The organism is Escherichia sp. MOD1-EC6098 (assembly GCF_002965865.1).
GTDB lineage: Bacteria > Pseudomonadota > Gammaproteobacteria > Enterobacterales > Enterobacteriaceae > Escherichia > Escherichia marmotae.
On the sequence record NZ_PTSN01000003.1, the window covers coordinates 182,476 to 207,979 of the forward strand.

Consider the following 25,504-nt stretch of genomic DNA (forward strand, 5'->3'; position numbering starts at 1 on the left):
AAAGGCAAACGGCCCATCCGTAATGAATGGGCCGTAAAAAGAGATTACGCGACAGGGCGCGCAATAATGCTGCGGGTTTCCATGCGTACTTCGGCAATGGTGACGTCGATAACGTCGGTTACTTTGTAAACTGTTTCACCTTTAATTTGTACGGTGCCGTTTTCCTGACTGCAAACCAGCTCATCGCGCACGGCGTGTAAGAACGGTGCAGGGATAAAGGCGATAGCGCCGTTATCGACCAGACGCACACGCATACCGCCCCGGCTGATATCGACGATTTCTGCCGCAAAACGGGTGTCAGTGCCCGCTTTGTCTTTCAGGAAACGCGCGTACAACCAGTCCCCGACATCACGTTCTGCCATCCGGTTGAGACGACGACGCTCTGCCATTTGGGTGGTGATCTCATCCTGCGGACGCGTCGCCGTTTCGCCTTTGATGATCGCTTTCAGCAAACGATGGTTGATCATGTCGCCATACTTGCGAATTGGTGAAGTCCAGGTGGCATACGCTTCCAGACCGAGGCCAAAGTGAGGACCCGGTTCGGTGCTGATTTCCGCAAAAGACTGAAAACGGCGAATGCGGCTGTCGAGGAAGCCAGTCGGTTGCGCATCCAGCTCACGACGCAGTTTGCAGAAACCGTCCAGTGTGAGCACTTCTTCGGCATCAACATGCAGGCCATGCGTTTTCAGCAATGCTGCCAGCGCCTCGGCATTTGCCGGATCAAAGCCCATATGCACGTTATAGATACCGAAACCGAGCTTATCGCGCAGCACGCGGGCCGCACAAATGTTAGCGGCGATCATCGCTTCTTCGACAATACGGTTAGCAATACGGCGTGGTTCAGCGACGATATCCAACACTTCACCTTTTTCACCGAGAATAAAACGGTAATCCGGGCGATCTTTAAACACCAACGCATGGTTATTACGCCATTCGCCGCGACGCTGGCAAATTTGCGCTAACAGGCGGATTTGTCCGGCAATCGCATCACTTTCTGGCTGCCAGTCGCCGGTGTTTTCCAGCCAGTCGGAAACCTGGTCATAAACCAGTTTGGCTTTGGATTCGATGGTAGCGGCAAAAAATTCGATGTTGTCTTCAATGGTGCCATCAGCAGACAACGTCATCCGACATGCCAGTACCGGGCGCACTTCATTGGCACGCAGTGAGCAGAGATCGTCAGAAAGCTCGCGCGGCAGCATCGGGATGTTGAAGCCCGGCAGATAGTTGGTGAATGCGCGAATTTTCGCTGCTTTGTCCAGCTTGCTGCCTTCGGCAATCCACGCGGTTGGATCGGCAATTGCGACAATTAACTGCAGTTTGTCATCCGGTAACGCCTTCGCGAAGAGGGCATCATCCATATCTTCCGTGCTGGCACTGTCGATGGTGACAAAGTCCAGCGCGGTGAGATCTTCACGAACCAAACCCTCATCGAGCATTTCGGTGGCGACGCCATCTGGTGCTTCTTTTTCCAGGTTATGGCGCGCCAGGGTTACCCACCAGGGCACGAAGTGGTCATCACCAAAAGTGATGTATTGAGTCAGGTCGGCATAGAAAGAACGATCGCCTTTCAGCGGATGGCGGCGCATTTCGGCAACCGCCCAGTCGCCTTCTTTAAACTCATGATTCAGCCCGCGGGCAGCGCGGCAAGGAATAGCGTCTTTTAAGAGTGGATGATCAGGCACGATGGCCAGACGGTCATTCTTGCCCTGAACTTTACCCACGAAACGAGTCAGAAACGGTTCAACCAGTTCTTCTGGCTCTGCGGATTCACGATCTTTTTCACTGTGGATCACCGCGATAATTCGGTCGCCATGCATGACTTTTTTCATCTGCGGCGGCGGAATGAAATAACTTTTCTGTGCGTCGACTTCCAGGAAGCCAAAGCCTTTTTCAGTGGCTTTTACCACCCCTTCAGCGCGGGGCGTCTGGGAGTGCAGTTGCTGTTTAAGCTGCGCTAGCAGCGGGTTGTCCTGAAACATAATTGTCTATTTTGGTGGCCATTAGAGCGGCTGACAGTTTTACGCGATTCTGCCTGACGCAGCAAGGTTAATGTGTCTCACCCAACGCGATTTTTAAGCGATTTATCCAACCACAAAACCCGCTCCATACCAGCAGATTGATAACCTGCGCTGATGATGTTTCATGTTCGAGTAACGGGCTAAACTGGGCGGCGCTAAAGCGATCGGGTGCTCGTGTCAGCCATTGTATCGCCTGAACCGTAGCACGCTCAACAAAATGGCAGTCAGCCCACTGGTTTATTTCGTTTTCGCCCTGACGCAGAATGGATATTGCTTCTTTATATTCAAATGTTGAATGTATGAGAGAGGTGAAACAGGCAGCACTGCCGTTAATTCGTGCGCTGAGTAAAGCAGCAAGTTGATGGCTGGATTTTGTTGTTACCAACGGGCTGGATAACAACGCCACAAAGAGTGAAAACGAGGCAGGATGCAGATTCAGGATTGCTGCCAGTTGGCGAAGTTCAGAGCCTGGCAACAGGAGAGCATTCGTCTCTTGCTCTCCAGAGAATTTTTCCCCATCGTAGCAGGCACGCCAGCCGGTTGATACTTCAGCAAAAAGTGAGCTGTCAGCGTAGCTTTGCACGTCCAGACCGGGTAACCAGCGTACAGGTTGTCCAAGATAAGCCTGAAAAGTCGCAATTGCTCGCGCCTGAAAACCAACAAAACCAATAATTTGATTGATAATTACACAGTCCCAGGCGGTAAGCCCGACATCGTGAAGATGCTGGCGCGATCGGTTGTCGATAATCGATGGAGAGCCGGCCAGTTGACGGGCATATTGCGTGATTTGTGCCAGACGATGATTACTTTCCCTGGAGGAGTCTGGTCCGGGAAGCGGTGTCAGACGCGCGGAATAGTAGTTGCATAAACGCTGGACGCCGCAGACCTGAGCAACGGTCAGAGCGGTCGACAGGCGTTCATAGGCGGTGAATGTCTGTAAACGGGTCGCCGCAAGCTGATTGGGAAATAGCTCTACAGCAAGAGTACGCGCCGGGATCAGCCACGAATGAAAGGGATCAAGTGTTTCTTCGTCAAGGATCACGTCGAGCAGAAAAGGATCGGTAACCTGTGCAGCTTCCGGAACCAGAGGCAGAACGTCATGTTCTGCAGTGCTGGATTGCGTTTCGTGATACCAGTGGCTTTTGCCTGAACTGTGGCGTTGTTCCATGGGCGTTCCTTGGTCATAACGGAAATCGTTATCCTGACGCAAGGCGGAGAGGGGAGAAAGACGGATCGGTGATAACAAATATCAGAAAGGTATAACAGAGAAATGGGCGGCGCAACGCCGCCCATCATTACCCACAGAACGATTATTTCAGTTCCAGCTCGTTCATTGCAGCGATGCTGAAACCGCCGTCAACGTGAACCACTTCACCGGAGATACCGGCAGAGAGATCGGAACACAGGAACGCTGCGGAGTTACCCACATCCTCAATGGTAACCGTACGACGAATCGGAGTAACCGCTTCGCAGTGTGCCAGCATTTTACGGAAGTCTTTGATGCCAGAAGCGGCCAGAGTGCGGATCGGGCCAGCAGAGATGGCGTTAACGCGCACACCTTCCGGACCCATCGCGTTAGCCATATAGCGCACGTTCGCTTCCAGAGACGCTTTCGCCAGACCCATAACGTTGTAGTTCGGGATAGCGCGCTCAGCGCCCAGATAGGAAAGAGTCAGCAGGGCAGAACCCGGATTCAGCATAGAACGGCAAGCTTTTGCCATTGCAACGAAGCTGTAAGAGCTGATGTCGTGGGCAATTTTGAAGCCTTCACGAGTCACGGCGTTAACATAGTCGCCATCCAGCTGATCGCCAGGTGCAAAACCAATAGAGTGTACGAAACCGTCAAATTTCGGCCAGACTTTACCCAGTTCTGCGAACATGGTGTCGATGCTGGCATCTTCGGCAACATCGCACTGCAGAACGATGCTGGAACCTAATTGAGCGGCAAATTCTTCTACGCGGCCTTTCAGTTTATCGTTCTGGTAGGTGAATGCCAGTTCAGCTCCTTCGCGGTGCATCGCCTGAGCGATACCGTAGGCGATGGACAGTTTACTGGCAACACCGGTTACCAGAATGCGCTTACCGGAAAGAAAACCCATAGCTTTAATCCTTATTGTTGATGCTTGTTGTGCCTGAAAATCAGGCGATTCGTCGTTTTAGTAAACAGTACGAACAGATAAACGGTTATTATAATCAACCTGGCTGTGGGTGGCTATAGTTGCGCTTTCTGTACGGGGGAGAAGCTACAGTACAGAACATTTTGTTCTATCTGATCCTGACATCTTCAGGGGCAGGTTATGGGAATATCTCATAGAATCTGGCGACAACACGTCGCTGCCTTTCTCTGATGAACTGACATCAACGTAATATTTCAACCATCTTCACAGAATCTCCACAATCTCTTCATTATCAGAATATGCATCATGAATAAGATAAAAATACTTTCCATTACTTTGGAGAAACGTATAATTAGCCAAAATGAGAATGATCATTCTCACTAAGTGGAAGGCCAGGAGACAGAAATGACTAGCAAGCTGGAGATACGTCACAAACAGCGCCAGGATGAAATCATCAACGCCGCCCGTCGGTGTTTTCATCGCTGCGGTTTTCATGCCGCCAGTATGTCGCAAATTGCCAGCGAAGCTCAGCTTAGCGTCGGGCAGATCTACCGTTACTTCGCCAATAAAGACGCCATTATTGAAGAGATGGTTCGCCGTATCATCGACTTTCGTATTGCTCAGATGGACATTGACGCGCGTACCGATCGCTTCCCGGAAGTCCTTGCCTTGCGGAAATCCTTAAATGAAGACGACGACGCGTTGATGCTGGAAGTGGCCGCAGAAGCAACACGCAACCCGCGGGTGATGGCAATGCTCGAGGAAGCTGACGCCAGAATGTTCGCTAACGGTTGTGCGCATATGAAAAGAATGCATCCCCATCTTAGCGATGAGCACATTCGTTGTTGCGTTGAGGTGCTCGCCACTATGATGGAAGGTACGGTTTATCGTCGTTTAACACCGCAAAAAAGCGATCCACAACGTCTGCAGGAAATATATCAGGATATTATTAGTATGTTGATAAATAAATAAGAACAGAATTAACCGATAGCGGGGGATATTAATCCCCCTTATTTCATTGCGAAATTTATTTCGCGATGCGGGTTCGTTATATCTGAATATCCCTGACATATCCTCATTAATTTTAATGAGGAGGGTATTGTTCACCCTGGAGAAAATAATGAAGTATATAGCAACGTCTGTAGTGGCAATGCTGCTCTTATCTGGTTGTGATAATACGCAAAATAACAATTCATCCCCGTCGGAAACAGAAGTGGGCGTTGTTACGCTCAAATCTCAACCGGTTTCTGTAGTCAGTGAATTAACCGGGCGCACCAGTGCGGCACTCAGTGCTGAAGTACGTCCGCAGGTTGGGGGAATTATCCAGAAACGCTTGTTTAAGGAAGGTGATCTGGTTAAGGCCGGACAGCCGCTCTACCAGATTGATTCGGCCAGTTATCGGGCGGCATGGAATGAAGCCCGTGCTGCGTTGCAACAGGCGCAGGCACTGGTAAAAGCCGATTGCCAGAAAGCGCAGCGTTATGCCCGACTGGTGAAAGATAGCGGCGTGTCACAACAGGATGCTGATGATGCTCAGTCTACCTGTGCACAAGATAAAGCCAGTGTAGAAGCGAAAAAAGCTGCACTGGAAACCGCGCGAATTAATCTTGACTGGACCACGGTCACCGCGCCGATTTCCGGGCGCATAGGCATTTCGTCGGTGACGCCTGGCGCACTGGTAACCGCGTCGCAGGATACGGCGTTAACGACTATTCGTGGTCTGGAAACGATGTACGTTGATCTCACTCGCTCCAGTGTCGATTTACTGCGTCTGCGCAAACAGTCGCTGGCAACCAACAGCGATACCATGAGCGTCTCACTTATCCTGGAAGATGGTACAACGTATAGCGAAAAAGGTCGGCTGGAACTCACCGAAGTGGCCGTTGATGAATCTACCGGTTCGGTGACATTACGGGCGATTTTCCCTAATCCACAGCAGCAGTTGTTACCGGGTATGTTTGTTCGCGCTCGTGTCGATGAAGGCGTGATGGAAAACGCTATTCTCGCGCCGCAACAAGGTGTTACGCGTGATGCTAAAGGTAATGCTACCGCGCTGGTGGTGAATAAAGACAATAAAGTAGAGCAGCGCACGCTCGAAACGGGAGAAACCTACGGTGATAAATGGCTGGTGTTGAACGGCCTGCACAACGGTGACCGACTGATTGTCGAAGGTTCCGCCAAAGTAACTTCAGGGCAGACCGTCAAGGCCGTTGAGGTTCAGGCTAATGGAGGCAATGCCTGATGTTTTCGCGTTTTTTTGTTCGCAGACCCGTCTTTGCCTGGGTTATCGCCATTTTGATTATGTTGGCGGGGATTCTGGCCATTCGCACATTACCCGTCGCGCAATATCCTGATGTTGCGCCGCCGACCATCAGAATTTCAGCTACTTATACCGGTGCTTCTGCCGAAACGCTGGAAAACAGCGTAACTCAGGTTATCGAACAACAACTTACCGGGCTGGATAATTTGCTCTACTTCAGTTCCACCAGTAGTTCGGATGGCTCAGTCAGTATTAATGTGACGTTTGAACAAGGCACTGACCCTGATACCGCGCAGGTGCAGGTACAAAATAAAATACAGCAGGCGGAGTCACGTTTACCGAGCGAAGTACAGCAAACCGGTGTCACGGTGGAGAAATCACAAAGCAACTTTTTGCTGATTGCTGCCGTATATGACACTACCGACAAAGCGACCAGTTCCGATATTGCTGACTGGCTGGTGAGTAATCTTCAGGACCCGCTGGCGCGTGTTGAAGGCGTAGGGAGTCTGCAAGTTTTTGGGGCTGAATATGCGATGCGCATCTGGCTTGATCCAGCCAAACTGGCCTCATACTCGCTGATGCCATCCGATGTACAAAGTGCAATTGAAGCGCAAAACGTGCAAGTTACTGCCGGGAAAATCGGTGCTTTACCGTCATCGAACACGCAACAATTGACGGCAACAGTTCGTGCTCAGTCACGCCTGCAAACCGTTGAGCAATTTAAAAATATTATTGTTAAAAGCCAGTCAGACGGCGCGGTTGTTCGCATCAAGGATGTGGCTCGCGTTGAGATGGGTAGCGAAGATTATAACGCCATCAGTAAGTTGAACGGTCATCCGGCCGCAGGGGTAGCCGTGATGCTCTCACCGGGAGCGAATGCGTTAAACACGGCGACGCTGGTAAAGGATAAAATCGCAGAATTTCAGCGCAACATGCCACAGGGATACGACATCGCTTACCCAAAAGACAGCACTGAATTTATTAAAATCTCCGTAGAGGACGTAATTCAGACGCTGTTTGAAGCCATCGTACTGGTGGTTTGTGTGATGTATTTATTCCTGCAAAACCTGCGCGCTACGCTGATCCCGGCGTTAGCCGTGCCGGTCGTCTTGCTGGGGACGTTTGGCGTTCTTGCGTTGTTTGGCTATTCGATTAATACCCTGACGTTATTTGCAATGGTACTGGCGATCGGCCTGTTGGTGGACGATGCCATTGTGGTGGTGGAGAACGTCGAACGTATTATGCGTGACGAAGGACTGCCTGCGCGTGAAGCAACGGAAAAATCAATGGGCGAAATTTCTGGCGCTCTGGTTGCTATTGCTCTGGTACTGTCTGCCGTATTTCTGCCAATGGCGTTCTTTGGGGGATCTACGGGGGTAATTTATCGTCAGTTTTCGATAACCATTATTTCCGCCATGCTGCTTTCCGTGGTGGTCGCATTAACGCTGACTCCTGCGCTTTGTGGTTCTGTCCTCCATCATGTTCCACCGCATAAAAAAGGTTTTTTCGGCGCATTCAACCGCTTTTACCGTCGTACTGAAGAAAAGTACCAGCATGGCGTCCTTTATGTTTTGCGTCGTGCGGTGCGGGCTATGGGTGTCTATGTCGTGCTGGGCGGTGGAATGGCTCTGATGATGTGGAAACTGCCGGGCAGTTTCTTACCCACTGAAGACCAGGGCGAAATCATGGTGCAGTACACGCTGCCAGCCGGAGCGACCGCAGCTCGTACAGCAGAAGTAAACCGCCAGATTGTTGACTGGTTCCTGGTAAACGAAAAAGCAAACACTGATGTCATTTTTACCGTTGATGGTTTTAGTTTTAGTGGTAGCGGGCAGAACACCGGGATGGCGTTTGTCTCGTTGAAAAACTGGTCACAACGTAAGGGTGCAGAAAATACCGCCCAGGCCATTGCCTTACGGGCAACCAAAGAGTTGGGGGCAATTCGTGATGCTACGGTATTTGCCATGACTCCACCTGCGGTTGATGGTCTGGGGCATAGCAATGGCTTTACGTTTGAATTAATGGCAAGTGGTGCTACTGACCGTGAAACCTTACTTCAAATGCGTAACAAGTTGATTGAACAGGCTAATCAAAGCCCTGAGCTGATTTCTGTACGTGCCAATGACCTGCCGCAAATGCCGCAATTGCAGGTAGATATTGATAACAATAAAGCTGTATCGCTGGGTTTGAGTTTAAGTGATGTCACCGATACGCTGGCCAGCGCGTGGGGCGGTACTTATGTGAATGACTTTATTGACCGTGGCCGTGTGAAAAAAGTCTACATTCAGGGCGACAGTGAGTTTCGTTCTGCGCCGTCAGACTTAGGGAAATGGTTTGTGCGCGGTAGCGATAACGCCATGACGCCATTCTCTGCTTTTGCTACTACGCGCTGGATCTATGGCCCGGAAAAACTGGTGCGTTACAACGGCTCCGCGGCTTATGAAATTCAGGGGGAAAACGCGAGTGGTTTTAGTTCTGGCGACGCGATGGCAAAAATGGAAGCTCTGGCAAACAACCTTCCGGCAGGGACAACCTGGGCCTGGAGTGGCTTGTCATTGCAGGAGAAACTGGCCAGCGGTCAGGCACTGAGTCTGTATGCGGTCTCTATTCTGGTGGTTTTCCTCTGCCTTGCAGCACTGTACGAAAGTTGGTCAGTTCCGTTCTCGGTCATTCTGGTGATCCCGCTGGGGCTGCTCGGTGCGGCGCTGGCGGCCTGGATGCGTGATTTAAACAACGACGTTTACTTCCAGGTGGCGCTATTAACCACTATCGGTTTGTCGTCGAAAAACGCCATTCTGATTGTGGAATTTGCCGAAGCGGCGGTTGCTGAGGGCTATTCCCTGAGTCGTGCGGCATTACGCGCGGCGCAGACCCGTTTACGTCCAATCATCATGACCTCGCTGGCGTTTATTGCGGGGGTTATGCCGCTGGCGATGGCGACCGGTGCAGGTGCGAACAGCCGCATCGCCATTGGTACGGGCATTATTGGCGGTACGCTGACCGCTACATTACTGGCCATCTTCTTCGTTCCTCTGTTTTTTGTGCTGGTTAAACGTTTGTTTGCCGGTAAACCGCGCCGTCAGGAGTAAGTTATGTTGCGTCGTTCTCTAATTTTTCTGGTGCTGTTGAGTGCGGGATGTGTCTCGCTCGATCCCCACTACAGCACGCCCGAATCCCCAATCCCGGCGAGCTTGCCGGGAGCACAGGGGCAGGGGAAGGCAATCAGCCATGACTGGCAACAGGTGATCCACGATCCCCGATTGCAGCAAGTGGTGACCATTGCACTGAACAGTAACCGCGATGTGCAAAAAGCGATTGCTGATATTGACTCAGCGCGGGCGCTCTATGGGCAAACTAATGCGTCGTTATTCCCGACGGTGAATGCAACCTTAAGTTCGACCCGCAGTCGTTCGCTGGCGAATGGCACGGGGACCACTGCTGAGGCTGACGGTACGGTGTCCAGTTTTACGTTAGATCTGTTTGGTCGTAATCAGAGTTTGTCACGGGCAGCGCGAGAAACCTGGCTTGCCAGTGAATTTACAGCCCAGAACACCCGTTTAACGCTGATTGCCGAAATCAGCACCGCCTGGCTGACCCTGGCGGCCGATAACAGCAACCTGGCTCTGGCAAAAGAAACGATGGCCAGCGCAGAGAACTCATTGAAAATTATCCAGCGCCAGCAGCAGGTTGGCACGGCGGCAGCGACAGATGTCAGCGAGGCGATGAGTATCTATCAGCAGGCGCGCGCCAGCGTTGCCAGCTATCAGACGCAAGTGATGCAGGATAAAAATGCCCTGAACTTACTGGCGGGTACAACACTTACGGAAAATCTGCTACCGGGAACACTGGAAAGCCTGCCGGAGCAGATGATAAGCCTGGTTCCTGCGGGAGTGTCATCTGACGTTTTGCTGCGTCGCCCGGATATCCAGGAAGCGGAACATAATCTGAAGAGCGCCAATGCTGATATTGGTGCCGCGCGGGCTAACTTTTTCCCGACGATTTCGCTGACTGCAAGTGCTGGCGTCGGCAGCGACGCATTATCGTCGCTGTTCAGCCACGGAATGCAGGTCTGGTCATTTGCGCCCTCGGTAACATTACCGCTGTTCACCGGCGGTAGTAATCTGGCGCAGCTTCGTTACGCAGAAGCACAAAAGCGCGGGCTTATTGCCACCTATGAGAAAACCGTTCAGAGCGCTTTCAAAGATGTTGCTGACGCGCTGGCTCGTAGAGCAACAGTTGAAGAACAACTGGATGCACAGCGTCAGTATGTTAAAGCTGAACAACAAACGGTCGATATTGGCCTGCGCCGCTATCAGGCCGGTGTCGGTGATTACCTGACCGTGTTGACGGCACAACGCACTTTGTGGAGCGCACAGCAGGCGTTACTGGCATTGCAACTGACTGATTTCACAAACCGGGTAACACTCTGGCAGTCGCTGGGCGGCGGCATGTCATCACTTAAGTAAGGAATAGTATGGCTAGAGTCTCTCTTTCATGGGCATTGATTCTTGGTCTTTTAGCCGGTATCGGCCCGATGTGTACTGACCTTTATTTGCCCGCATTACCTGAGATGTCGGAGCAACTGGCGACAACCACGACCATAACGCAATTGACGTTGACCGCGTCACTAATCGGTCTTGGCGTAGGGCAACTGTTATTTGGCCCTCTGAGCGACAAAATAGGACGTAAACGCCCGTTAATCTTGTCGTTACTATTGTTTATTGTCTCCTCCATTTTGTGCGCGACAACTAACAATATTTACTGGCTGGTGGTCTGGCGTTTTATTCAGGGGATCGCGGGGGCAGGTGGTTCGGTGCTCTCTCGTTCTATTGCTCGTGACAAATATCAGGGGGTAACGCTGACCCAGTTCTTTGCACTGTTAATGACGGTGAATGGCCTGGCTCCGGTATTGTCGCCAGTGCTGGGAGGTTACATTGTCAGCACCTTTGACTGGCGCACTTTATTCTGGGTAATGGCTGAAATTAGCACCGTACTGTTGCTGGGCTGTCTGTTATTTATCCATGAGACATTGCCAGAAAATAAAAGGGGCTCATCATTACTATTAACCGGACGAAGTGTGGTGCAGAACCGCCGTTTCATGCGTTTTTGCCTGATTCAAAGTTTTATGCTGGCTGGCTTGTTTGCGTACATCGGTTCTTCGTCTTTCGTATTACAGAAAGAATTTGGCTTTAGCCCAATGCAATTCAGCCTGGTGTTTGGCCTTAACGGCATCGGGCTTATCATCGCTTCATGGGTCTTCTCACGACTGGCCCGACGACTTAACCCGATGAAATTGTTGAGAGGCGGCCTGGTAGCGGCGATTCTGTGTGCATTGCTCACTGTCTTATGTGCATGGTTGCAGTTACCCATTCCGGCACTGGTGGCATTATTTTTCACCATCGCATTTTGTAGCGGCATAGGCACTGTTGGTGGGGCTGAGGCAATGAGTGCTGTAGGGACGCAAGAATCAGGAACGGCATCTGCGCTGATGGGGATGAGTATGTTTGTCTTTGGCGGTATAGCTGCGCCGTTATCGGGAGTAGGTGGGGAAACTCTGTTAAAAATGAGTCTGGCGATTACGGTGTGTTACACGTTGGCATTGCTGGTTGCTCTCACCAGAATCGACAGTCAGAAGTAATGGATTAATGAATGCCTCATTCTGACGGGGATTTCCCCCTGTCAGAATGAGGCGCCGAAGATTAACGATCTTTGCGCCACGCATCTGCCGTCAACGCTTCGCCAAAGTGCCCGGAAATGAGCCGCTTGGTGAGTTCATGTAGCGGCGATGCCAGCACGTCAGCCGTACTGCCGCGCTCGACCACTTCGCCCTGATGCATGACCAGAACCTGGTCGCTGATATGCTTCATCATCCCGATGTGTTGGGTAACATAAATATAAGAAATGCCCTGTTTTTCTTGTAACTCCAGCATCAGGTTAATCAACTGCGAACGCATCGACATATCCAGCGAGGCGAGAGCTTCATCCGCGATAATGACTTTAGGGCGCAATATTAGTGCGCGAGCCAGACCCAGACGCTGTTTTTGCCCTGGTGCCAACATATGCGGATAGTAACTGACGTGATCCGGCAGCAGTCCGACCATACGCATCGTTTCAATAATCTGTTTGCGCCGCTGCTCAGGCTCGAGGTCAGTGTTCAGGCGCAGCGGAAAATCCAGGATCTGCGAGATACGCTGACGTGGATTCAACGAGGTCGACGGGTCCTGAAAGATCATGCGAATCCGCTGGCTGCGGAAAGAGTAATCGCCAAAATGCAGCGGATGATCGTCAATCAATAACTCACCGCTGGTTGGCTCAATCATTCCCGCCAGCATTTTCGCCAGCGTCGATTTTCCGGAACCGTTCTCGCCAATAATCGCCAGCGTCTGGCGTTCACGCAGCGTAAAGCTCAAGGGTTTTACGGCTTCTACGGTCTGACGACGAAACCAGCCGGTTCGGTAGCGGAACGTTTTGCTTAAATTACGCACTTCGAGCAGGGTTTCTATCATCTCACTCTTTCTCCATGTTCAGCGGGAAATGACAGGCATAGAGATGATTTTTCGCCCCCGTCAAACGCGGCGTCACAATACATTCTCGTTGTGCATACGGGCAACGTGGTCCCAGACGACAGCCAATCGGTAATTGTTCCAGCAGAGGGATGGCACCGGGCAGCGTATTGAGGCGACTTTTATGCGGCATCGCGCTGCCGAAGTCCGGTATCGCGCGGATCAACGCCTGGGTATAAGGATGATGCGGCATCGTCACCAGCTCCTTACTTGGCGCGGATTCCACCGTTTGGCCACAGTAAAGCACGTTAATTTTATCCGCCCATTGGCTAAGCATTTGTAAGTCATGGCTGATAAGCAAAATGGTGGTGTTACTGTTCTGATTCAGACGCGTCAGCAGGCGAAAAATTTGCGCCTGGGTGGTTGGCTCCATCGAGTTTGTCGGTTCGTCAGCTATCAGCAGACGTGGTTGATTTGCCAGCGCGATGGCAATCATCACTTTCTGGCATTCACCTTCGGTTAACTCATACGGAAAGCTGCGCATCGCATCTTTGTGATCTTTAATCCCCACACGGTGCAGCAGCTCAATGGCACGGCGTTTGCGCCAGCCAAAACGCTGCCACCAACGCCCTTTGTAGGTCCAGGCCGGGATATTTTGCATCAACTGACGACCCACACGTTCAGAAGGGTCGAGACACGATTGCGGTTCCTGAAAGATCATCGATACATTGTGCCCAACCAGCTTGCGCCGTTCGCGCGCGGAGAGACGCAACAGATCGATATCATCAAAACGCATACGGTCAGCGGTAACACGCCAGTTATCTTTATTAACGCCACAAATCGCTTTCGCAATCAAACTTTTGCCGGAGCCAGACTCGCCAACAAGGCCACGGATTTCACCTTCGGTTAAGGTCATACTCACGCGGTCAACGGCTTTAACCCACTCATCACCGGTTTTAAATTCAATGGTCAGGTTACGAATATCCAGTAACGGCATTATTCCACCCCCGCAATAATCGCACGACGTACACCATCGCCAAGGAGGTTAACCAACAACACGCTGATCATAATTGCCGCTCCAGGCAGCATCACGGTCCACGGGGCGACATAAATCAGCTCCAGTGCATCGCCAAGCATCGCTCCCCATTCAGGCGAGGGGAGTTGCGCGCCGAGATCGAGAAAGCCCAGCGCGGCGATATCAAGAATTGCCATCGACAGTGCGCGGGTGATCTCTGTGACCAGTCCGGCGGTAATGTTCGGCAACACGGCAAACCAGAGAATATTCAGCGTCGTTGCGCCATCCAGACGGGCAGCAATAACGTACTCTTTTTCCAGCTCATCATGCACCATGCTGTAGACCGAACGCACCATACGCGGCAGTAACGCCAGCCAGACGGCAAACATTGCGTGCGACAAACTCGGCCCGGCAAACGCGACGACGATAATCGCCAGCAGCAGGGACGGGATCGCCAGTAAAGTATCCAGAATATGGTTAAGCACCGCTGACCGTAAACCATGCGTAGCACCGGCGAAGGTGCCGAGCACAAGACCACAGATTGTCGCGGCAAGCGTCACCACAAATGCGCCGCCGACGGTAGGCGCAGCACCGCTCAGTAAACGGCTTAAAACATCGCGACCAAGGTCATCGGTGCCGAGGAAAAAAGAGACTTCTCCGTAGCGCGACCATGACGGCGGCAACAATTGATAACCGAGAAATTGCTGGTCGATGTCGTAAGGCGCAAACCAGCCGCCAAAAATACACAACACAGCCAGCCCCGCGCAGCCGTACAGGCCGACCATTGCAGCGGCATCACCATAGAATTTGCGCCAGGCGGTACGCAGCGTGCCGGGCGGGCGCTTCTCGCTGTATACGCTATCGTAAGGCATACCATTCCTTATGTTTCAGAGGGTTAGCCATGGCACCCAAAATATCAGAAATCACGTTAACAATAATGACCAGTGAACCGCAGACCATCACTCCGGCGGAAATGGCTGCGTAATCCTGCTGGCGGATGGCGTTAATTAACCAGCGGCCAAGTCCAGGCCAGCTAAAGACCATTTCGGTGATCATCGCCAGTGTCAGCATGGTGGAGAACTGTAATCCCAGGCGAGGGATGACAGGAGGTAACGCGTTATGTAACACGTGGCGACGCAAAATAGTAAAGCGCGACAAACCGCGGGTTGCCGCTGCTTTCACATAGTTCTGGTCATACACTTCGATGGTGCTGATACGCATCAGACGGATCACTTCGGTAGTCGGTGCAACCGACAGGGTGATGACTGGCAATACCATATGACGCATTGCGCTCATGATCATTTCATCCCGCCACGGTGAGTCCGAAAGCCAGGCATCAATCAACGCAAAACCGGTAATCGGTTTCACTTCGTAGAGCAGATCGAAACGCCCTGAAACGGGCAGCCAGCCTAATGTAAGCGAACAAAACAGCGTCAACAGAAGTGCCAGCCAGAAAACAGGGATTGAAAAGCCCAATAACGCGATGGCGTTGATCAAATTATCCTGCCACTTATGGCGTGTAATTCCGGCAATCATCCCCACGGGGATCCCAACAATCAGCGCAAAACCGAAGGCGAGAATGCACAGCTCCATCGTCGCCGGGAAGACCTCTTTTAACTGCTCGGCAATCGGCTGACCGTTAATGCTGGAAACGCCAAAATCCCAGTGGATCAGGCCGTTAAACCAGAACACCCATGCATTCCACAGCGACGCGCCTTGTAACGGCGCATGTGGCGTGAAATAGCTCAAACTGAAGCCAACAAAGGTCAGCAGGAACAAGGTCACGATCAATAACAAAATGCGGCGTAAGGTGAAGATAATCATGGTTTTTTCACCTCATTTTGCTTTTCGCGGTACACCCCTGCGAAGGAGGCGTTACCAAACGGGCTAAGAACCAGCCCTTTGATATCGTAACGGTAGGCCTGCAAGCGCAGTGACGAGGCCAGCGGCAGAATGGGCAACTCCTGCGCCAGAATACTTTGCGCTTCGTCATAGGCTTCAATACGCGCAGCCAGTTGCTGCGAGGAGAGCGCCTTACGCAATACGCTGTCAAATTTCGGATCGCACCAGTGGGCAAGGTTGGTCTGGGAGTGAATGGCCGCACAGCTTAGTAACGGACGGAAGAAACTGTCCGGATCATTACTGTCCGTCGCCCAACCGGATAACGTCAGATCATGGCTCATATCCATCAATCGCGCCTCCTGAAAACGACCTTCTACCGGTACAATCACCACTTTCACGCCGACCTGCGCCATATCCGCCTGAATGAGTTCGGCGGTCTTCAGCGGGCTGGGGTTCCACGCCTGTGAGCGCGTCGGCACCCACAGTTTCAGCGTTAAGTTTTCCAGCCCCAACGCCTTCAACTGTTCGCGTGATTTCGCTGGATTGTATTCGGTAATTTTAGCCTCGTTGTCATAAGCCCACGAGGCGCGCGGTAAAATTGAGGCCGCAGTTTCAGCCGTACCGTAATAGATAGATTGCATCAGGCGCTGGTTATTGATCGACAACGCCAGCGCGTGGCGGACTGCTGGATTATTTAGCGGCGGTTTGGCGGTGTTAAACGCCAGATAGGCAACGTTCATCCCCGGACGCAGCGTTAAACGCAAACGCGGGTCATCGCGCAAAATAGATAGCTGACTGGCAGCGGGCCAGGCCAGAACGTCACATTCACCGGTCAAGAGTTTCGACAGCCGTCCGGTGCCGCCAGAGCCTAAATCCACCACCACCTGCGGCATCAACGGCTTGCCTCGCCAGAATTCATCATGACGTTGTAAGCGAATATATTGCCCCGTGCGATTTTCCGACAGTTTATACGGTCCGGTGCCGACGGGCTGGCGGTCGAGTTGCTCCTGGCGATCTTCTTGCTCTAACTTCTGGGCGTATTCGGCAGACATTACCGACGCATAGTGGGTTGCCAGGTGCCATAAAAAGGAGGCGTCAGGCTGGGACAGACGGAACTCAACGGTGTGATTATCCAGCTTGCGGACGCTTTTAACGTTGTCGGCAAATTGCAGACTGTCGAAATAGGGGAAGTTGCTACCGTTGACGTTATGCCACGGGTTGCTGCGGTCAAAAATTCGCTGGAAGGTAAACACCACATCATCGGCATTCATTTTGCGTGTGGGAGTAAACCAGGCCGTTTTTTGAAACGGGACATCGCGGCGCAGGTGGAAGCGATAGGTCGCGCCGTTGTCGAGCACTTCCCAGCTTTCGGCAAGTTCCGGCATCAGACGATAGGTATAAGGATCGACATCCAGCAGTCGATCATAAAACTGGGCGGCAAGGGTATCGACAATTAACCCACTGCTCGCTTTGGATGGGTTAAAGGTGTTGACTTGTCCGCTGACGCAATAGACAAAACCGCTGTCGCGGATATCAGCGTGCGGGGCGGGTTCAGGCGCGGCTATTGCCTGACCACTCACAAGTCCAGCAATCACCAAAAGAGACGATAATACCTGGCGCATAATATTAAGGGATTTTATGTAAAGAGGCTATCTTACTAATATTTAATGACATTTGCCATTACCGTTTGTGTTCAGGGGTCGTAATGAGGGCCGTGTGGTTGGTCGTTGAACAGGTGGCGTCGCCATCTGTTCAACATTCGTACCCGTGATTTCTTTATAACTATAACTCACAGAACAACTTAGCGAGGTGCAGACAGGCGCGATCGTGAGACTGACTGCAGATTGCTGACAAGGTGTGTCTCATTTTTAGCCGGATGCGGTACGGCCTACAATCCTGGCCGGGCGTCCACTATTAAATGATTACTCATTACCCCATTGATTCAAGAACTCTGCGATCTCATCAATGTGCGCGGGATTAATCCCTGCTTCAGCGGCCATTTCATGCTGGGCTTCTTCGCTGATCTCTTCATTGTTCATCAAACGGGTGAGCAGTAACTGGAAGTAGTGGGCCAGCGCCGTGCGCTCAGATTCTGCGACAGATTTTGCGCATTCGCTCGCGTATTCATCGGCAATATCGAAATATTTCAGTGGGATATCGTGGTTCATGGTTTACCCTGGGGTTAATGCGTTAAGCATAGGGGCGGATGATAGCACTCGTGATCCGGGTCATACATCTTTTTATAGATAACGGCGCTGCGCACCGCCAGTGCGCCAGGCTGCGTCTGGCGAAACCCGTATCATGCACTAGCTGACAGTATATTGAATTTAAACGGTTTTGTTGGTCGAACAGGACGTTTACGCCGCATCCGGCAAGTGACATTGCCTAACCCCGCTAAATCTGGTGCTTTTTCAACAATGCGCGGAACTGATGATAGGTTAATCCCAGTAATTCAGCCGCGCGTTTCTGGTTATATTTCCCCTGTTGCAAACTGAGCTGAAGTAACTCTTTTTCCTGCAGCATCTGAAATTCGCGCAAATCCACCGGCAACGCCGGAAGTGATGTCGTTTCTGAAACGGCGATAGCTTCTTCCGGTGGACGCTGTTTAAAGGGATCAATAATGATGTCATCAAGCGGATAATCGCTGGTGCCGTGGCGATACACCGAACGTTCCACCACGTTTTTCAATTCACGAATATTTCCCGGCCAGCGATAATTTAGCAGCGTTTCTCTGGCGCGTTCCGTAAAACCCGGGAATAGAGGCAGTTTGATTTCCCGACACATTTGGATGGCAAAGTGTTCCGCCATCAGCATAATATCGCCTTCACGCTCACGCAGCGGCGGCAGTTGCACCACGTCGAAAGCCAGACGGTCGAGCAGGTCGGCGCGAAAAGTGCCTTCATTGACCATCGCCGGAAGGTCGGCGTTCGTGGCACATACCAGCCGCACATTGACCTGTAATGGCTGACTACCGCCGACGCGTTCCAGTTCACCATACTCGATCACGCGCAACAATTTTTCCTGCACCATCATCGGTGCCGTAGCGAGTTCATCAAGAAACAACGTGCCGCCGTCTGCGCGTTCAAATCGTCCCGGATGACGTTTTTGCGCGCCGGTAAACGCGCCAGCTTCATGGCCAAACAGTTCGGAATCCAGCAGATTTTCATTTAACGCCGCGCAGTTAAGAGAAATAAACGGCCCTTGCCAACGCGAAGAAAGGTAGTGCAGGCGGCTGGCGATCAACTCTTTACCGGTGCCGCGCTCGCCAATAATCAACACTGGTTTGTCCAGCGGCGCGAGATGCGAAACCTGTTCCAGCACTTCGAGAAAGCTGTTCGCTTCACCGAGTAAGTTATCTTTGTATTCAGCCATGATGAAATTCGCCACTTGTTAGTGTAATTCGCTAATTCATCCTGGCATGTTGCTGTTGAATCTTCAATCAGATCTTTATAAATCAAAAAGATAAAAATTGGCACGCAAATTGTATTAACAGTTCAGCAGGACAATCCTGAACAAAGAAATCAAGAGGACAACATTATGGGTATTTTTTCTCGCTTTGCCGACATCGTGAATGCCAACATCAACGCCCTTTTAGAGAAGGCGGAAGACCCGCAGAAATTGGTGCGTCTGATGATCCAGGAGATGGAAGACACTTTGGTTGAAGTGCGTTCTACTTCGGCGCGTGCGCTGGCGGAAAAGAAACAACTGACTCGCCGGATTGAACAAGCGTCGGCTCGTGAAGTTGAGTGGCAGGAAAAAGCCGAACTGGCACTGCTGAAAGAGAGAGAAGATCTGGCGCGTGCAGCGTTAATTGAAAAACAGAAACTGACCGATCTGATTAAGTCCCTGGAACATGAAGTGACGTTGGTGGACGATACGCTGGCGCGCATGAAGAAAGAGATAGGCGAACTGGAAAACAAGTTGAGCGAAACCCGCGCTCGCCAGCAGGCATTAATGCTGCGTCATCAGGCGGCGAATTCGTCGCGCGATGTGCGCCGTCAGTTAGATAGCGGAAAACTTGATGAAGCGATGGCGCGTTTCGAATCTTTCGAACGTCGTATCGACCAGATGGAAGCAGAAGCAGAAAGCCACAGCTTTGGTAAACAACGATCGCTTGATGAGCAATTTGCTGAACTGAAAGCCGATGACGCAATCAGCGAGCAACTGGCGCAATTAAAAGCCAAAATGAAGCAAGATAATCAATAATAACACCCCAGGCGGCGTCTGAACGCGCCGCCGCTCATCGTCTAAGGAGTACTTATGAGCGCGCTATTTCTGGCTATTCCGTTAACCATTTTTGTGCTGTTTGTTTTGCCTATCTGGTTATGGCTGCATTACAGCAACCGCTCCAGCCGCGGTGAATTGTCGCAAAGTGAACAGCAGCGATTAGCGCAACTGGCAGATGAGGCAAAACGGATGCGTGAGCGTATTCAGGCGCTGGAGTCCATTCTTGATGCTGAACATCCGAACTGGAGGGATCGCTAATGGCGGGTATTAATCTCAATAAAAAATTATGGCGCATCCCACAACAGGGCATGGTGCGTGGTGTCTGCGCAGGGATTGCCAATTATTTTGATGTGCCCGTAAAACTGGTGCGTATTCTCGTGGTGCTGTCGATATTCTTCGGCCTGGCGCTGTTTACCCTGGTCGCTTACATCATCTTGTCATTTGCCCTTGACCCGATGCCGGACAACATGGCGTATGGTGAACAACAACCTTCCAGCAGCGAATTGCTGGATGAAGTCGACCGTGAACTGGCGGCCAGTGAAACGCGTTTACGCGAGATGGAACGTTATGTCACTTCCGACACTTTCTCGCTACGTAGTCGTTTCCGTCAACTGTGAGGAAAGTTATGAATATTCGCTGGCAACAGGCCGGGCAAAAGGTGAAGCCTGGTTTCAAATTAGCAAGCAAGCTGGTACTTCTTACCGCACTGCGCTACGGCCCGGCGGGCGTTGCTGGTTGGGCGATAAAATCTGTTGTTCGTCGGCCGCTGAAAATGTTGCTGGCTGTGGCGCTGGAACCGCTGTTAAGTCGGGCCGCTAATAAACTGGCACAGCGCTATAAAAGGTGAGGGGAGTTTCGCAAAAATTGTTAAATCTCAGGCGTATAATGGATAGCAATTTTCATCCATAGAAGGACGCTTACATGTTTAAAAAAGGGTTACTAGCGCTGACGCTGGCGTTTTCACTGCCTGTTTTTGCCGCTGAACACTGGATCGATGTTCGTATTCCAGAACAGTATCAGCAAGAGCACGTTCAGGGAGCCATCAATATTCCCCTGAAGGAAGTGAAAGAGCGTATTGCCACCGCCGTTCCGGATAAAAACGACACCGTTAAAGTGTATTGCAACGCAGGGCGTCAGTCCGGACAGGCAAAAGAAATCCTCAGCGAAATGGGGTACACCCACGTTGAAAACGCCGGTGGTCTTAAAGATATTGAGATGCCGAAGGTCAAAGGTTAAAAGAATTACTCATTGAGCGGTGTAAATAACACCGCTTATTTATTTGATAAATCAAAATTAACCCACATTATTACCTCCAGCATCTCATCCTTTCTACAGCTTTCTGGCACAGGACAGCAATGAAGCGACTCAAAAATGAACTTAATGCGCTGGTGAATCGTGGTGTCGACAGGCACTTGCGACTGGCCGTAACCGGTCTTAGCCGCAGTGGGAAAACAGCGTTTATCACCGCGATGGTTAATCAGTTGCTCAATATTCATGCCGGAGCACGTTTGCCGCTATTAAGTGCGGTGCGTGAAGATCGTCTGCTGGGCGTAAAACGCATTCCCCAGCGTGACTTTGGCATTCCGCGCTTCACCTATGATGAAGGTCTGGCGCAATTATATGGCGATCCTCCGGCCTGGCCGACGCCAACGCGCGGCGTCAGCGAAATCCGCCTGGCATTGCGTTATAAATCGAATGATTCGCTGCTGCGTCATTTCAAGGACACCTCCACGTTGTATCTGGAGATTGTTGATTATCCCGGCGAGTGGCTACTCGATTTGCCAATGCTGGCACAGGATTATTTAAGCTGGTCGCGGCAGATGACGGGCTTGCTTAATGGTCAGCGTGGCGAGTGGTCGGCAAAATGGCGGATGATGTGCGAAGGGCTGGACCCGTTAGCTCCTGCCGACGAAAATCGTCTTGCGGACATTGCCGCCGCGTGGACCGATTATCTCCACCATTGCAAGCAGCAGGGGCTGCACTTTATCCAGCCTGGTCGCTTTGTCTTGCCTGGCGATATGGCGGGAGCGCCTGCGTTGCAGTTCTTCCCGTGGCCGGATGTTGACGCCTGGGGTGAGTCCAAACTGGCACAGGCCGATAAACACACCAACGCCGGGATGCTGCGTGAGCGGTATAACTATTACTGCGAGAAAGTGGTGAAAGGTTTCTATAAGAATCACTTTCTGCGCTTCGACCGCCAGATTGTACTGGTGGATTGCCTGCAACCGCTCAACAGTGGTCCGCAGGCTTTTAACGATATGCGCCTGGCGCTGACGCAACTGATGCAGAGTTTTCATTATGGGCAGCGCACGCTGTTCCGGCGCTTGTTCTCGCCGGTTATCGACAAATTACTGTTTGCTGCGACGAAAGCGGACCATGTGACCATCGATCAGCACGCCAATATGGTTTCATTACTGCAACAACTGATTCAGGACGCCTGGCAAAATGCGGCGTTTGAAGGGATCAGCATGGATTGTCTGGGGCTGGCCTCAGTTCAGGCGACCACCAGCGGCATTATCGACGTTAACGGTGAGAAAATTCCGGCGCTGCGCGGCAATCGATTGAGCGATGGCGCACCGCTCACTGTTTATCCTGGCGAAGTTCCCGCACGTTTGCCCGGTCAGGCGTTCTGGGATAAGCAAGGTTTCCAGTTTGAGGCGTTTCGTCCGCAGGTAATGGATGTCGACAAACCGCTGCCGCATATTCGTCTTGATGCCGCGCTGGAATTTTTAATAGGAGATAAATTGCGATGACCGAACCGTTAAAACCACGTATTGATTTCGACGGTCCGCTGGAGGTCGATCAGAACCCTAAATTCAGGGCGCAGCAGACCTTTGACGAAAGTCAGGCGCAAAATTTTGCACCGGCGACGCTCGACGCAGCACAGGAAGAAGAAGGGCAAGTTGAAGCGGTGATGGATGCCGCATTACGCCCGAAACGCAGTCTGTGGCGCAAAATGGTGATGGGCGGGCTGACGCTGTTTGGCGTGAGCGTTGTTGGTCAGGGGGTGCAGTGGACGATGAATGCCTGGCAAACCCAGGACTGGGTGGCGCTGGGCGGTTGTGCCGCTGGGGCATTGATCATCGGTGCTGGCGTTGGCTCTGTGGTGACGGAGTGGCGGCGGTTATGGCGCTTGCGCCAGCGTGCTCATGAGCGTGATGAAGCGCGAGATTTGCTGCATAGCCACGGTACTGGAAAAGGGCGAGTTTTTTGTGAAAAGCTGGCGCAGCAGGCGGGGATCGATCAGTCGCATCCGGCGCTGCAACGCTGGTATGCCTCGATCCATGAAACGCAGAACGATCGCGAAGTCGTCAGTTTGTATGCCCATCTGGTTCAGCCGGTGCTGGATGCGCAGGCGCGCCGCGAAATCAGCCGTTCAGCGGCAGAATCTACGCTGATGATTGCCGTCAGTCCGCTGGCGCTGGTGGATATGGCGTTTATTGCCTGGCGCAATCTGCGGTTGATTAATCGCATCGCCACGCTGTATGGCATTGAACTGGGTTATTACAGCCGTTTGCGTCTGTTTAAACTGGTGCTGCTGAATATCGCTTTCGCCGGGGCCAGTGAACTGGTGCGCGAAGTGGGGATGGACTGGATGTCGCAGGATCTCGCCGCACGCTTGTCGACGCGCGCTGCCCAGGGGATTGGTGCCGGGCTACTGACTGCGCGTCTGGGAATTAAAGCTATGGAACTTTGCCGTCCGTTGCCGTGGATTGACGATGACAAACCCCGTCTGGGTGATTTCCGTCGTCAGCTTATCGGTCAGGTAAAAGAGACGCTGCAAAAGGGCAAAACGCCCAGCGAAAAATAACGCAATATCGGGTACTGATCGGATATCTTTACGCCGAAGTGCCCGTTTATTCGTCTTTGTGTCAATGTTTGTTGACAGAAACCTTCCTGCCACTCGAATAGTGTCATATCATCATATTAATTGTTCTTTTTTCAGGTGAAGGTTCCCATGCGTCTGGAAGTCTTTTGTGAAGACCGACTCGGTCTGACCCGCGAATTACTCGATCTACTAGTACTAAGAGGCATCGATTTACGCGGTATTGAGATTGACCCAATCGGGCGGATTTACCTTAATTTTGCCGAGCTGGATTTTGACAGTTTCAGCAGCCTGATGGCGGAAATTCGCCGTATAGCAGGTGTTACCGATGTACGTACGGTGTCGTGGATGCCTTCCGAGCGTGAACATCTGGCGCTGAGCGCATTGCTTGAGGCATTGCCTGAACCCGTGCTTTCTGTCGATATGAAAAGTAAAGTGGACATGGCGAATCCGGCGAGTTGTCAGCTATTTGGTCAGAAACTTGAGCGTTTACGCAATCATACCGCTGCGCAATTGATTAACGGATTTAATTTTTTACGTTGGCTGGAGAGTGACCCGCAGGATTCGCATAACGAACATGTGGTGATCAACGGGCAGAATTTCTTGATGGAGATAACGCCGGTCTATCTTCAGGATGAAAATGACCAGCACGTTTTGACTGGTGCGGTGGTGATGCTGCGTTCGACGATTCGTATGGGGCGTCAGTTGCAAAATGTGGCTGCGCAGGACGTCAGCGCCTTTAGCCAGATTGTCGCCGTTAGCTCGAAAATGAAACACGTTGTCGAGCAGGCGCAAAAACTGGCGATGTTAAGCGCGCCGCTACTGATCACGGGTGACACGGGTACAGGTAAAGATCTCTTTGCTTATGCCTGTCATCAAGCCAGCCCTCGTGCCGGTAAACCTTATCTGGCGCTGAACTGTGCATCTATTCCGGAAGATGCCGTTGAGAGCGAACTGTTTGGGCATGCCCCGGAAGGGAAGAAAGGGTTCTTTGAGCAAGCGAACGGCGGTTCGGTGCTGCTGGATGAGATTGGTGAGATGTCGCCACGGATGCAGGCTAAACTGCTGCGTTTCCTCAATGATGGCACCTTCCGTCGGGTTGGCGAAGATCATGAAGTGCATGTTGATGTGCGGGTGATTTGCGCGACGCAGAAGAATTTGGTTGAGCTGGTGCAAAAAGGCGTATTTCGGGAAGATCTCTATTATCGCCTGAACGTGTTGACGCTGAATCTGCCGCCGTTGCGTGACTGCCCGCAGGATATCATGCCGTTAACCGAATTGTTCGTCGCGCGCTTTGCCGACGAGCAGGGAGTGCCGCGTCCGAAATTGGCTGCCGATCTGAATACCGTGCTGACACGTTATGGTTGGCCGGGTAACGTGAGGCAATTGAAAAATGCGATTTACCGTGCACTAACGCAACTGGATGGCTACGAACTGCGCCCACAAGATATTTTGCTGCCAGATTATGACGCTGCTACCGTCCCTGTGGGGGAAGATGCGATGGAAGGTTCGCTGGATGAGATCACCAGCCGATTTGAACGATCGGTATTAACCCAGCTTTATCGCAATTACCCCAGCACGCGCAAACTGGCAAAACGTCTGGGTGTTTCCCATACCGCGATTGCCAACAAATTGCGTGAATACGGCCTGAGTCAGAAGAAGAGCGAAGAGTAAACACGTAAAATGCCTGATGGCG

General features: G+C 51.8%; 23 protein-coding genes. 13 read left to right on the plus strand and 10 right to left on the minus strand.

The features are described 5' to 3' along the window. Window positions 1-44: 44 nt before the first annotated feature. The 3 genes from C0K55_RS05495 to fabI all read right to left on the minus strand — a co-directional run bounded on the left by C0K55_RS05495 (window position 45) and on the right by fabI (window position 4,117). On the minus strand, window positions 45-1,979 hold the full coding sequence (locus C0K55_RS05495; protein ID WP_000484960.1) for an exoribonuclease II: 1,935 nt from the start codon (window positions 1,977-1,979) through the stop codon (window positions 45-47). Between the two features lie 67 nt (window positions 1,980-2,046). Beyond that, entirely contained in the window at window positions 2,047-3,186 is a 1,140-nt protein-coding gene (locus tag C0K55_RS05500; RefSeq protein WP_105265993.1) for a CMD domain-containing protein, read from the minus strand. A gap of 142 nt (window positions 3,187-3,328) precedes the next feature. Further along, window positions 3,329-4,117 carry an enoyl-ACP reductase FabI gene (gene fabI / locus C0K55_RS05505; protein WP_000506507.1) on the minus strand — a complete coding sequence of 263 codons (789 nt, stop codon included), beginning with the start codon at window positions 4,115-4,117 and terminating at the stop codon, window positions 3,329-3,331. A 423-nt stretch (window positions 4,118-4,540) separates the two neighbouring features. On the opposite strand from fabI, the gene C0K55_RS05510 reads away from it, so the two are divergent. The 5 genes from C0K55_RS05510 (at window position 4,541) to C0K55_RS05530 (ending at window position 12,033) form a co-directional block, all read left to right on the plus strand. After that, entirely contained in the window at window positions 4,541-5,107 is a 567-nt protein-coding gene (locus C0K55_RS05510) for a TetR/AcrR family transcriptional regulator (protein WP_000202112.1), read from the plus strand. A gap of 148 nt (window positions 5,108-5,255) precedes the next feature. Continuing rightward, window positions 5,256-6,377: an efflux RND transporter periplasmic adaptor subunit gene (locus C0K55_RS05515; RefSeq protein ID WP_001516483.1), complete on the plus strand. Its 1,122-nt coding sequence runs from the start codon at window positions 5,256-5,258 to the stop codon at window positions 6,375-6,377. After that, window positions 6,377-9,484, plus strand: a complete 3,108-nt coding sequence (locus C0K55_RS05520) for an efflux RND transporter permease subunit (protein ID WP_000492824.1) — start codon at window positions 6,377-6,379, stop codon at window positions 9,482-9,484. The genes C0K55_RS05515 and C0K55_RS05520 overlap by 1 nt, the downstream gene beginning before the upstream one ends. Window positions 9,485-9,487: 3 nt before the next feature. Next, window positions 9,488-10,861: an efflux transporter outer membrane subunit gene (locus C0K55_RS05525; RefSeq protein WP_000946209.1), complete on the plus strand. Its 1,374-nt coding sequence runs from the start codon at window positions 9,488-9,490 to the stop codon at window positions 10,859-10,861. A gap of 8 nt (window positions 10,862-10,869) precedes the next feature. After that, window positions 10,870-12,033: a multidrug effflux MFS transporter gene (locus C0K55_RS05530; RefSeq protein ID WP_061090512.1), complete on the plus strand. Its 1,164-nt coding sequence runs from the start codon at window positions 10,870-10,872 to the stop codon at window positions 12,031-12,033. 61 nt (window positions 12,034-12,094) lie between these two features. Here the strand turns inward: C0K55_RS05530 and sapF are convergent, their stop codons facing one another. The 7 genes from sapF to pspF form a co-directional block, all read right to left on the minus strand. Continuing rightward, window positions 12,095-12,901 (minus strand): peptide ABC transporter ATP-binding protein SapF, encoded by an 807-nt coding sequence (gene sapF / locus C0K55_RS05535; RefSeq protein WP_000573415.1) that lies wholly within the window; start codon window positions 12,899-12,901, stop codon window positions 12,095-12,097. A gap of 1 nt (window position 12,902) precedes the next feature. Then, window positions 12,903-13,895, minus strand: coding sequence for a peptide ABC transporter ATP-binding protein SapD (sapD, locus tag C0K55_RS05540; RefSeq protein ID WP_001128856.1), 993 nt, complete (start codon window positions 13,893-13,895; stop codon window positions 12,903-12,905). Beyond that, window positions 13,895-14,785 (minus strand): peptide ABC transporter permease SapC, encoded by an 891-nt coding sequence (gene sapC / locus C0K55_RS05545; RefSeq protein WP_001146144.1) that lies wholly within the window; start codon window positions 14,783-14,785, stop codon window positions 13,895-13,897. Before sapC ends, sapD begins: the two co-directional genes overlap by 1 nt. After that, window positions 14,772-15,737, minus strand: coding sequence for a putrescine export ABC transporter permease SapB (sapB, locus tag C0K55_RS05550; protein ID WP_000583280.1), 966 nt, complete (start codon window positions 15,735-15,737; stop codon window positions 14,772-14,774). Before sapB ends, sapC begins: the two co-directional genes overlap by 14 nt. Beyond that, window positions 15,734-17,377: an ABC transporter substrate-binding protein SapA gene (gene sapA, locus C0K55_RS05555; RefSeq protein WP_001250188.1), complete on the minus strand. Its 1,644-nt coding sequence runs from the start codon at window positions 17,375-17,377 to the stop codon at window positions 15,734-15,736. Before sapA ends, sapB begins: the two co-directional genes overlap by 4 nt. A 300-nt stretch (window positions 17,378-17,677) precedes the next feature. After that, entirely contained in the window at window positions 17,678-17,923 is a 246-nt protein-coding gene (locus C0K55_RS05565) for a YmjA family protein (RefSeq protein ID WP_001015094.1), read from the minus strand. Window positions 17,924-18,149: 226 nt separating this feature from the next. Then, a complete protein-coding gene (gene pspF, locus C0K55_RS05570) occupies window positions 18,150-19,127 on the minus strand; it encodes a phage shock protein operon transcriptional activator (RefSeq protein ID WP_001516479.1) in 978 nt (325 codons plus the stop codon). A gap of 165 nt (window positions 19,128-19,292) precedes the next feature. On the opposite strand from pspF, the gene pspA reads away from it, so the two are divergent. From pspA to tyrR, 8 genes are all read left to right on the plus strand, one after another. Continuing rightward, complete coding sequence (pspA, locus tag C0K55_RS05575) at window positions 19,293-19,961, plus strand: phage shock protein PspA (RefSeq protein WP_000511027.1); 669 nt, start codon at window positions 19,293-19,295, stop codon at window positions 19,959-19,961. A gap of 54 nt (window positions 19,962-20,015) precedes the next feature. Then, window positions 20,016-20,240 (plus strand): envelope stress response membrane protein PspB, encoded by a 225-nt coding sequence (gene pspB, locus C0K55_RS05580; RefSeq protein WP_001274965.1) that lies wholly within the window; start codon window positions 20,016-20,018, stop codon window positions 20,238-20,240. After that, on the plus strand, window positions 20,240-20,599 hold the full coding sequence (gene pspC, locus C0K55_RS05585; protein WP_016248746.1) for an envelope stress response membrane protein PspC: 360 nt from the start codon (window positions 20,240-20,242) through the stop codon (window positions 20,597-20,599). The genes pspB and pspC overlap by 1 nt, the downstream gene beginning before the upstream one ends. Window positions 20,600-20,607: 8 nt before the next feature. Continuing rightward, entirely contained in the window at window positions 20,608-20,829 is a 222-nt protein-coding gene (pspD, locus tag C0K55_RS05590) for a phage shock protein PspD (protein WP_105265994.1), read from the plus strand. 74 nt (window positions 20,830-20,903) lie between these two features. Next, on the plus strand, window positions 20,904-21,218 hold the full coding sequence (gene pspE, locus C0K55_RS05595; protein ID WP_000473116.1) for a thiosulfate sulfurtransferase PspE: 315 nt from the start codon (window positions 20,904-20,906) through the stop codon (window positions 21,216-21,218). Between the two features lie 119 nt (window positions 21,219-21,337). Further along, window positions 21,338-22,735: a YcjX family protein gene (locus tag C0K55_RS05600; protein ID WP_016248745.1), complete on the plus strand. Its 1,398-nt coding sequence runs from the start codon at window positions 21,338-21,340 to the stop codon at window positions 22,733-22,735. Continuing rightward, window positions 22,732-23,793, plus strand: coding sequence for a YcjF family protein (locus C0K55_RS05605; RefSeq protein ID WP_000138736.1), 1,062 nt, complete (start codon window positions 22,732-22,734; stop codon window positions 23,791-23,793). Before C0K55_RS05600 ends, C0K55_RS05605 begins: the two co-directional genes overlap by 4 nt. A 147-nt stretch (window positions 23,794-23,940) precedes the next feature. Further along, window positions 23,941-25,482 carry a transcriptional regulator TyrR gene (tyrR, locus tag C0K55_RS05610; RefSeq protein ID WP_001516475.1) on the plus strand — a complete coding sequence of 514 codons (1,542 nt, stop codon included), beginning with the start codon at window positions 23,941-23,943 and terminating at the stop codon, window positions 25,480-25,482. Window positions 25,483-25,504 lie beyond the last annotated feature (22 nt).

Coding starts and splice junctions, on each gene's coding strand:
- C0K55_RS05495 (WP_000484960.1), bottom strand. CDS start 1,979: ATGTTTCAGGACAACCCGCTGCTAGCGCAGCTTAAACAGCAACTGCAC.
- C0K55_RS05500 (WP_105265993.1), bottom strand. CDS start 3,186: ATGGAACAACGCCACAGTTCAGGCAAAAGCCACTGGTATCACGAAACG.
- fabI (WP_000506507.1), bottom strand. CDS start 4,117: ATGGGTTTTCTTTCCGGTAAGCGCATTCTGGTAACCGGTGTTGCCAGT.
- C0K55_RS05510 (WP_000202112.1), top strand. CDS start 4,541: ATGACTAGCAAGCTGGAGATACGTCACAAACAGCGCCAGGATGAAATC.
- C0K55_RS05515 (WP_001516483.1), top strand. CDS start 5,256: ATGAAGTATATAGCAACGTCTGTAGTGGCAATGCTGCTCTTATCTGGT.
- C0K55_RS05520 (WP_000492824.1), top strand. CDS start 6,377: ATGTTTTCGCGTTTTTTTGTTCGCAGACCCGTCTTTGCCTGGGTTATC.
- C0K55_RS05525 (WP_000946209.1), top strand. CDS start 9,488: ATGTTGCGTCGTTCTCTAATTTTTCTGGTGCTGTTGAGTGCGGGATGT.
- C0K55_RS05530 (WP_061090512.1), top strand. CDS start 10,870: ATGGCTAGAGTCTCTCTTTCATGGGCATTGATTCTTGGTCTTTTAGCC.
- sapF (WP_000573415.1), bottom strand. CDS start 12,901: ATGATAGAAACCCTGCTCGAAGTGCGTAATTTAAGCAAAACGTTCCGC.
- sapD (WP_001128856.1), bottom strand. CDS start 13,895: ATGCCGTTACTGGATATTCGTAACCTGACCATTGAATTTAAAACCGGT.
- sapC (WP_001146144.1), bottom strand. CDS start 14,785: ATGCCTTACGATAGCGTATACAGCGAGAAGCGCCCGCCCGGCACGCTG.
- sapB (WP_000583280.1), bottom strand. CDS start 15,737: ATGATTATCTTCACCTTACGCCGCATTTTGTTATTGATCGTGACCTTG.
- sapA (WP_001250188.1), bottom strand. CDS start 17,377: ATGCGCCAGGTATTATCGTCTCTTTTGGTGATTGCTGGACTTGTGAGT.
- C0K55_RS05565 (WP_001015094.1), bottom strand. CDS start 17,923: ATGAACCACGATATCCCACTGAAATATTTCGATATTGCCGATGAATAC.
- pspF (WP_001516479.1), bottom strand. CDS start 19,127: ATGGCTGAATACAAAGATAACTTACTCGGTGAAGCGAACAGCTTTCTC.
- pspA (WP_000511027.1), top strand. CDS start 19,293: ATGGGTATTTTTTCTCGCTTTGCCGACATCGTGAATGCCAACATCAAC.
- pspB (WP_001274965.1), top strand. CDS start 20,016: ATGAGCGCGCTATTTCTGGCTATTCCGTTAACCATTTTTGTGCTGTTT.
- pspC (WP_016248746.1), top strand. CDS start 20,240: ATGGCGGGTATTAATCTCAATAAAAAATTATGGCGCATCCCACAACAG.
- pspD (WP_105265994.1), top strand. CDS start 20,608: ATGAATATTCGCTGGCAACAGGCCGGGCAAAAGGTGAAGCCTGGTTTC.
- pspE (WP_000473116.1), top strand. CDS start 20,904: ATGTTTAAAAAAGGGTTACTAGCGCTGACGCTGGCGTTTTCACTGCCT.
- C0K55_RS05600 (WP_016248745.1), top strand. CDS start 21,338: ATGAAGCGACTCAAAAATGAACTTAATGCGCTGGTGAATCGTGGTGTC.
- C0K55_RS05605 (WP_000138736.1), top strand. CDS start 22,732: ATGACCGAACCGTTAAAACCACGTATTGATTTCGACGGTCCGCTGGAG.
- tyrR (WP_001516475.1), top strand. CDS start 23,941: ATGCGTCTGGAAGTCTTTTGTGAAGACCGACTCGGTCTGACCCGCGAA.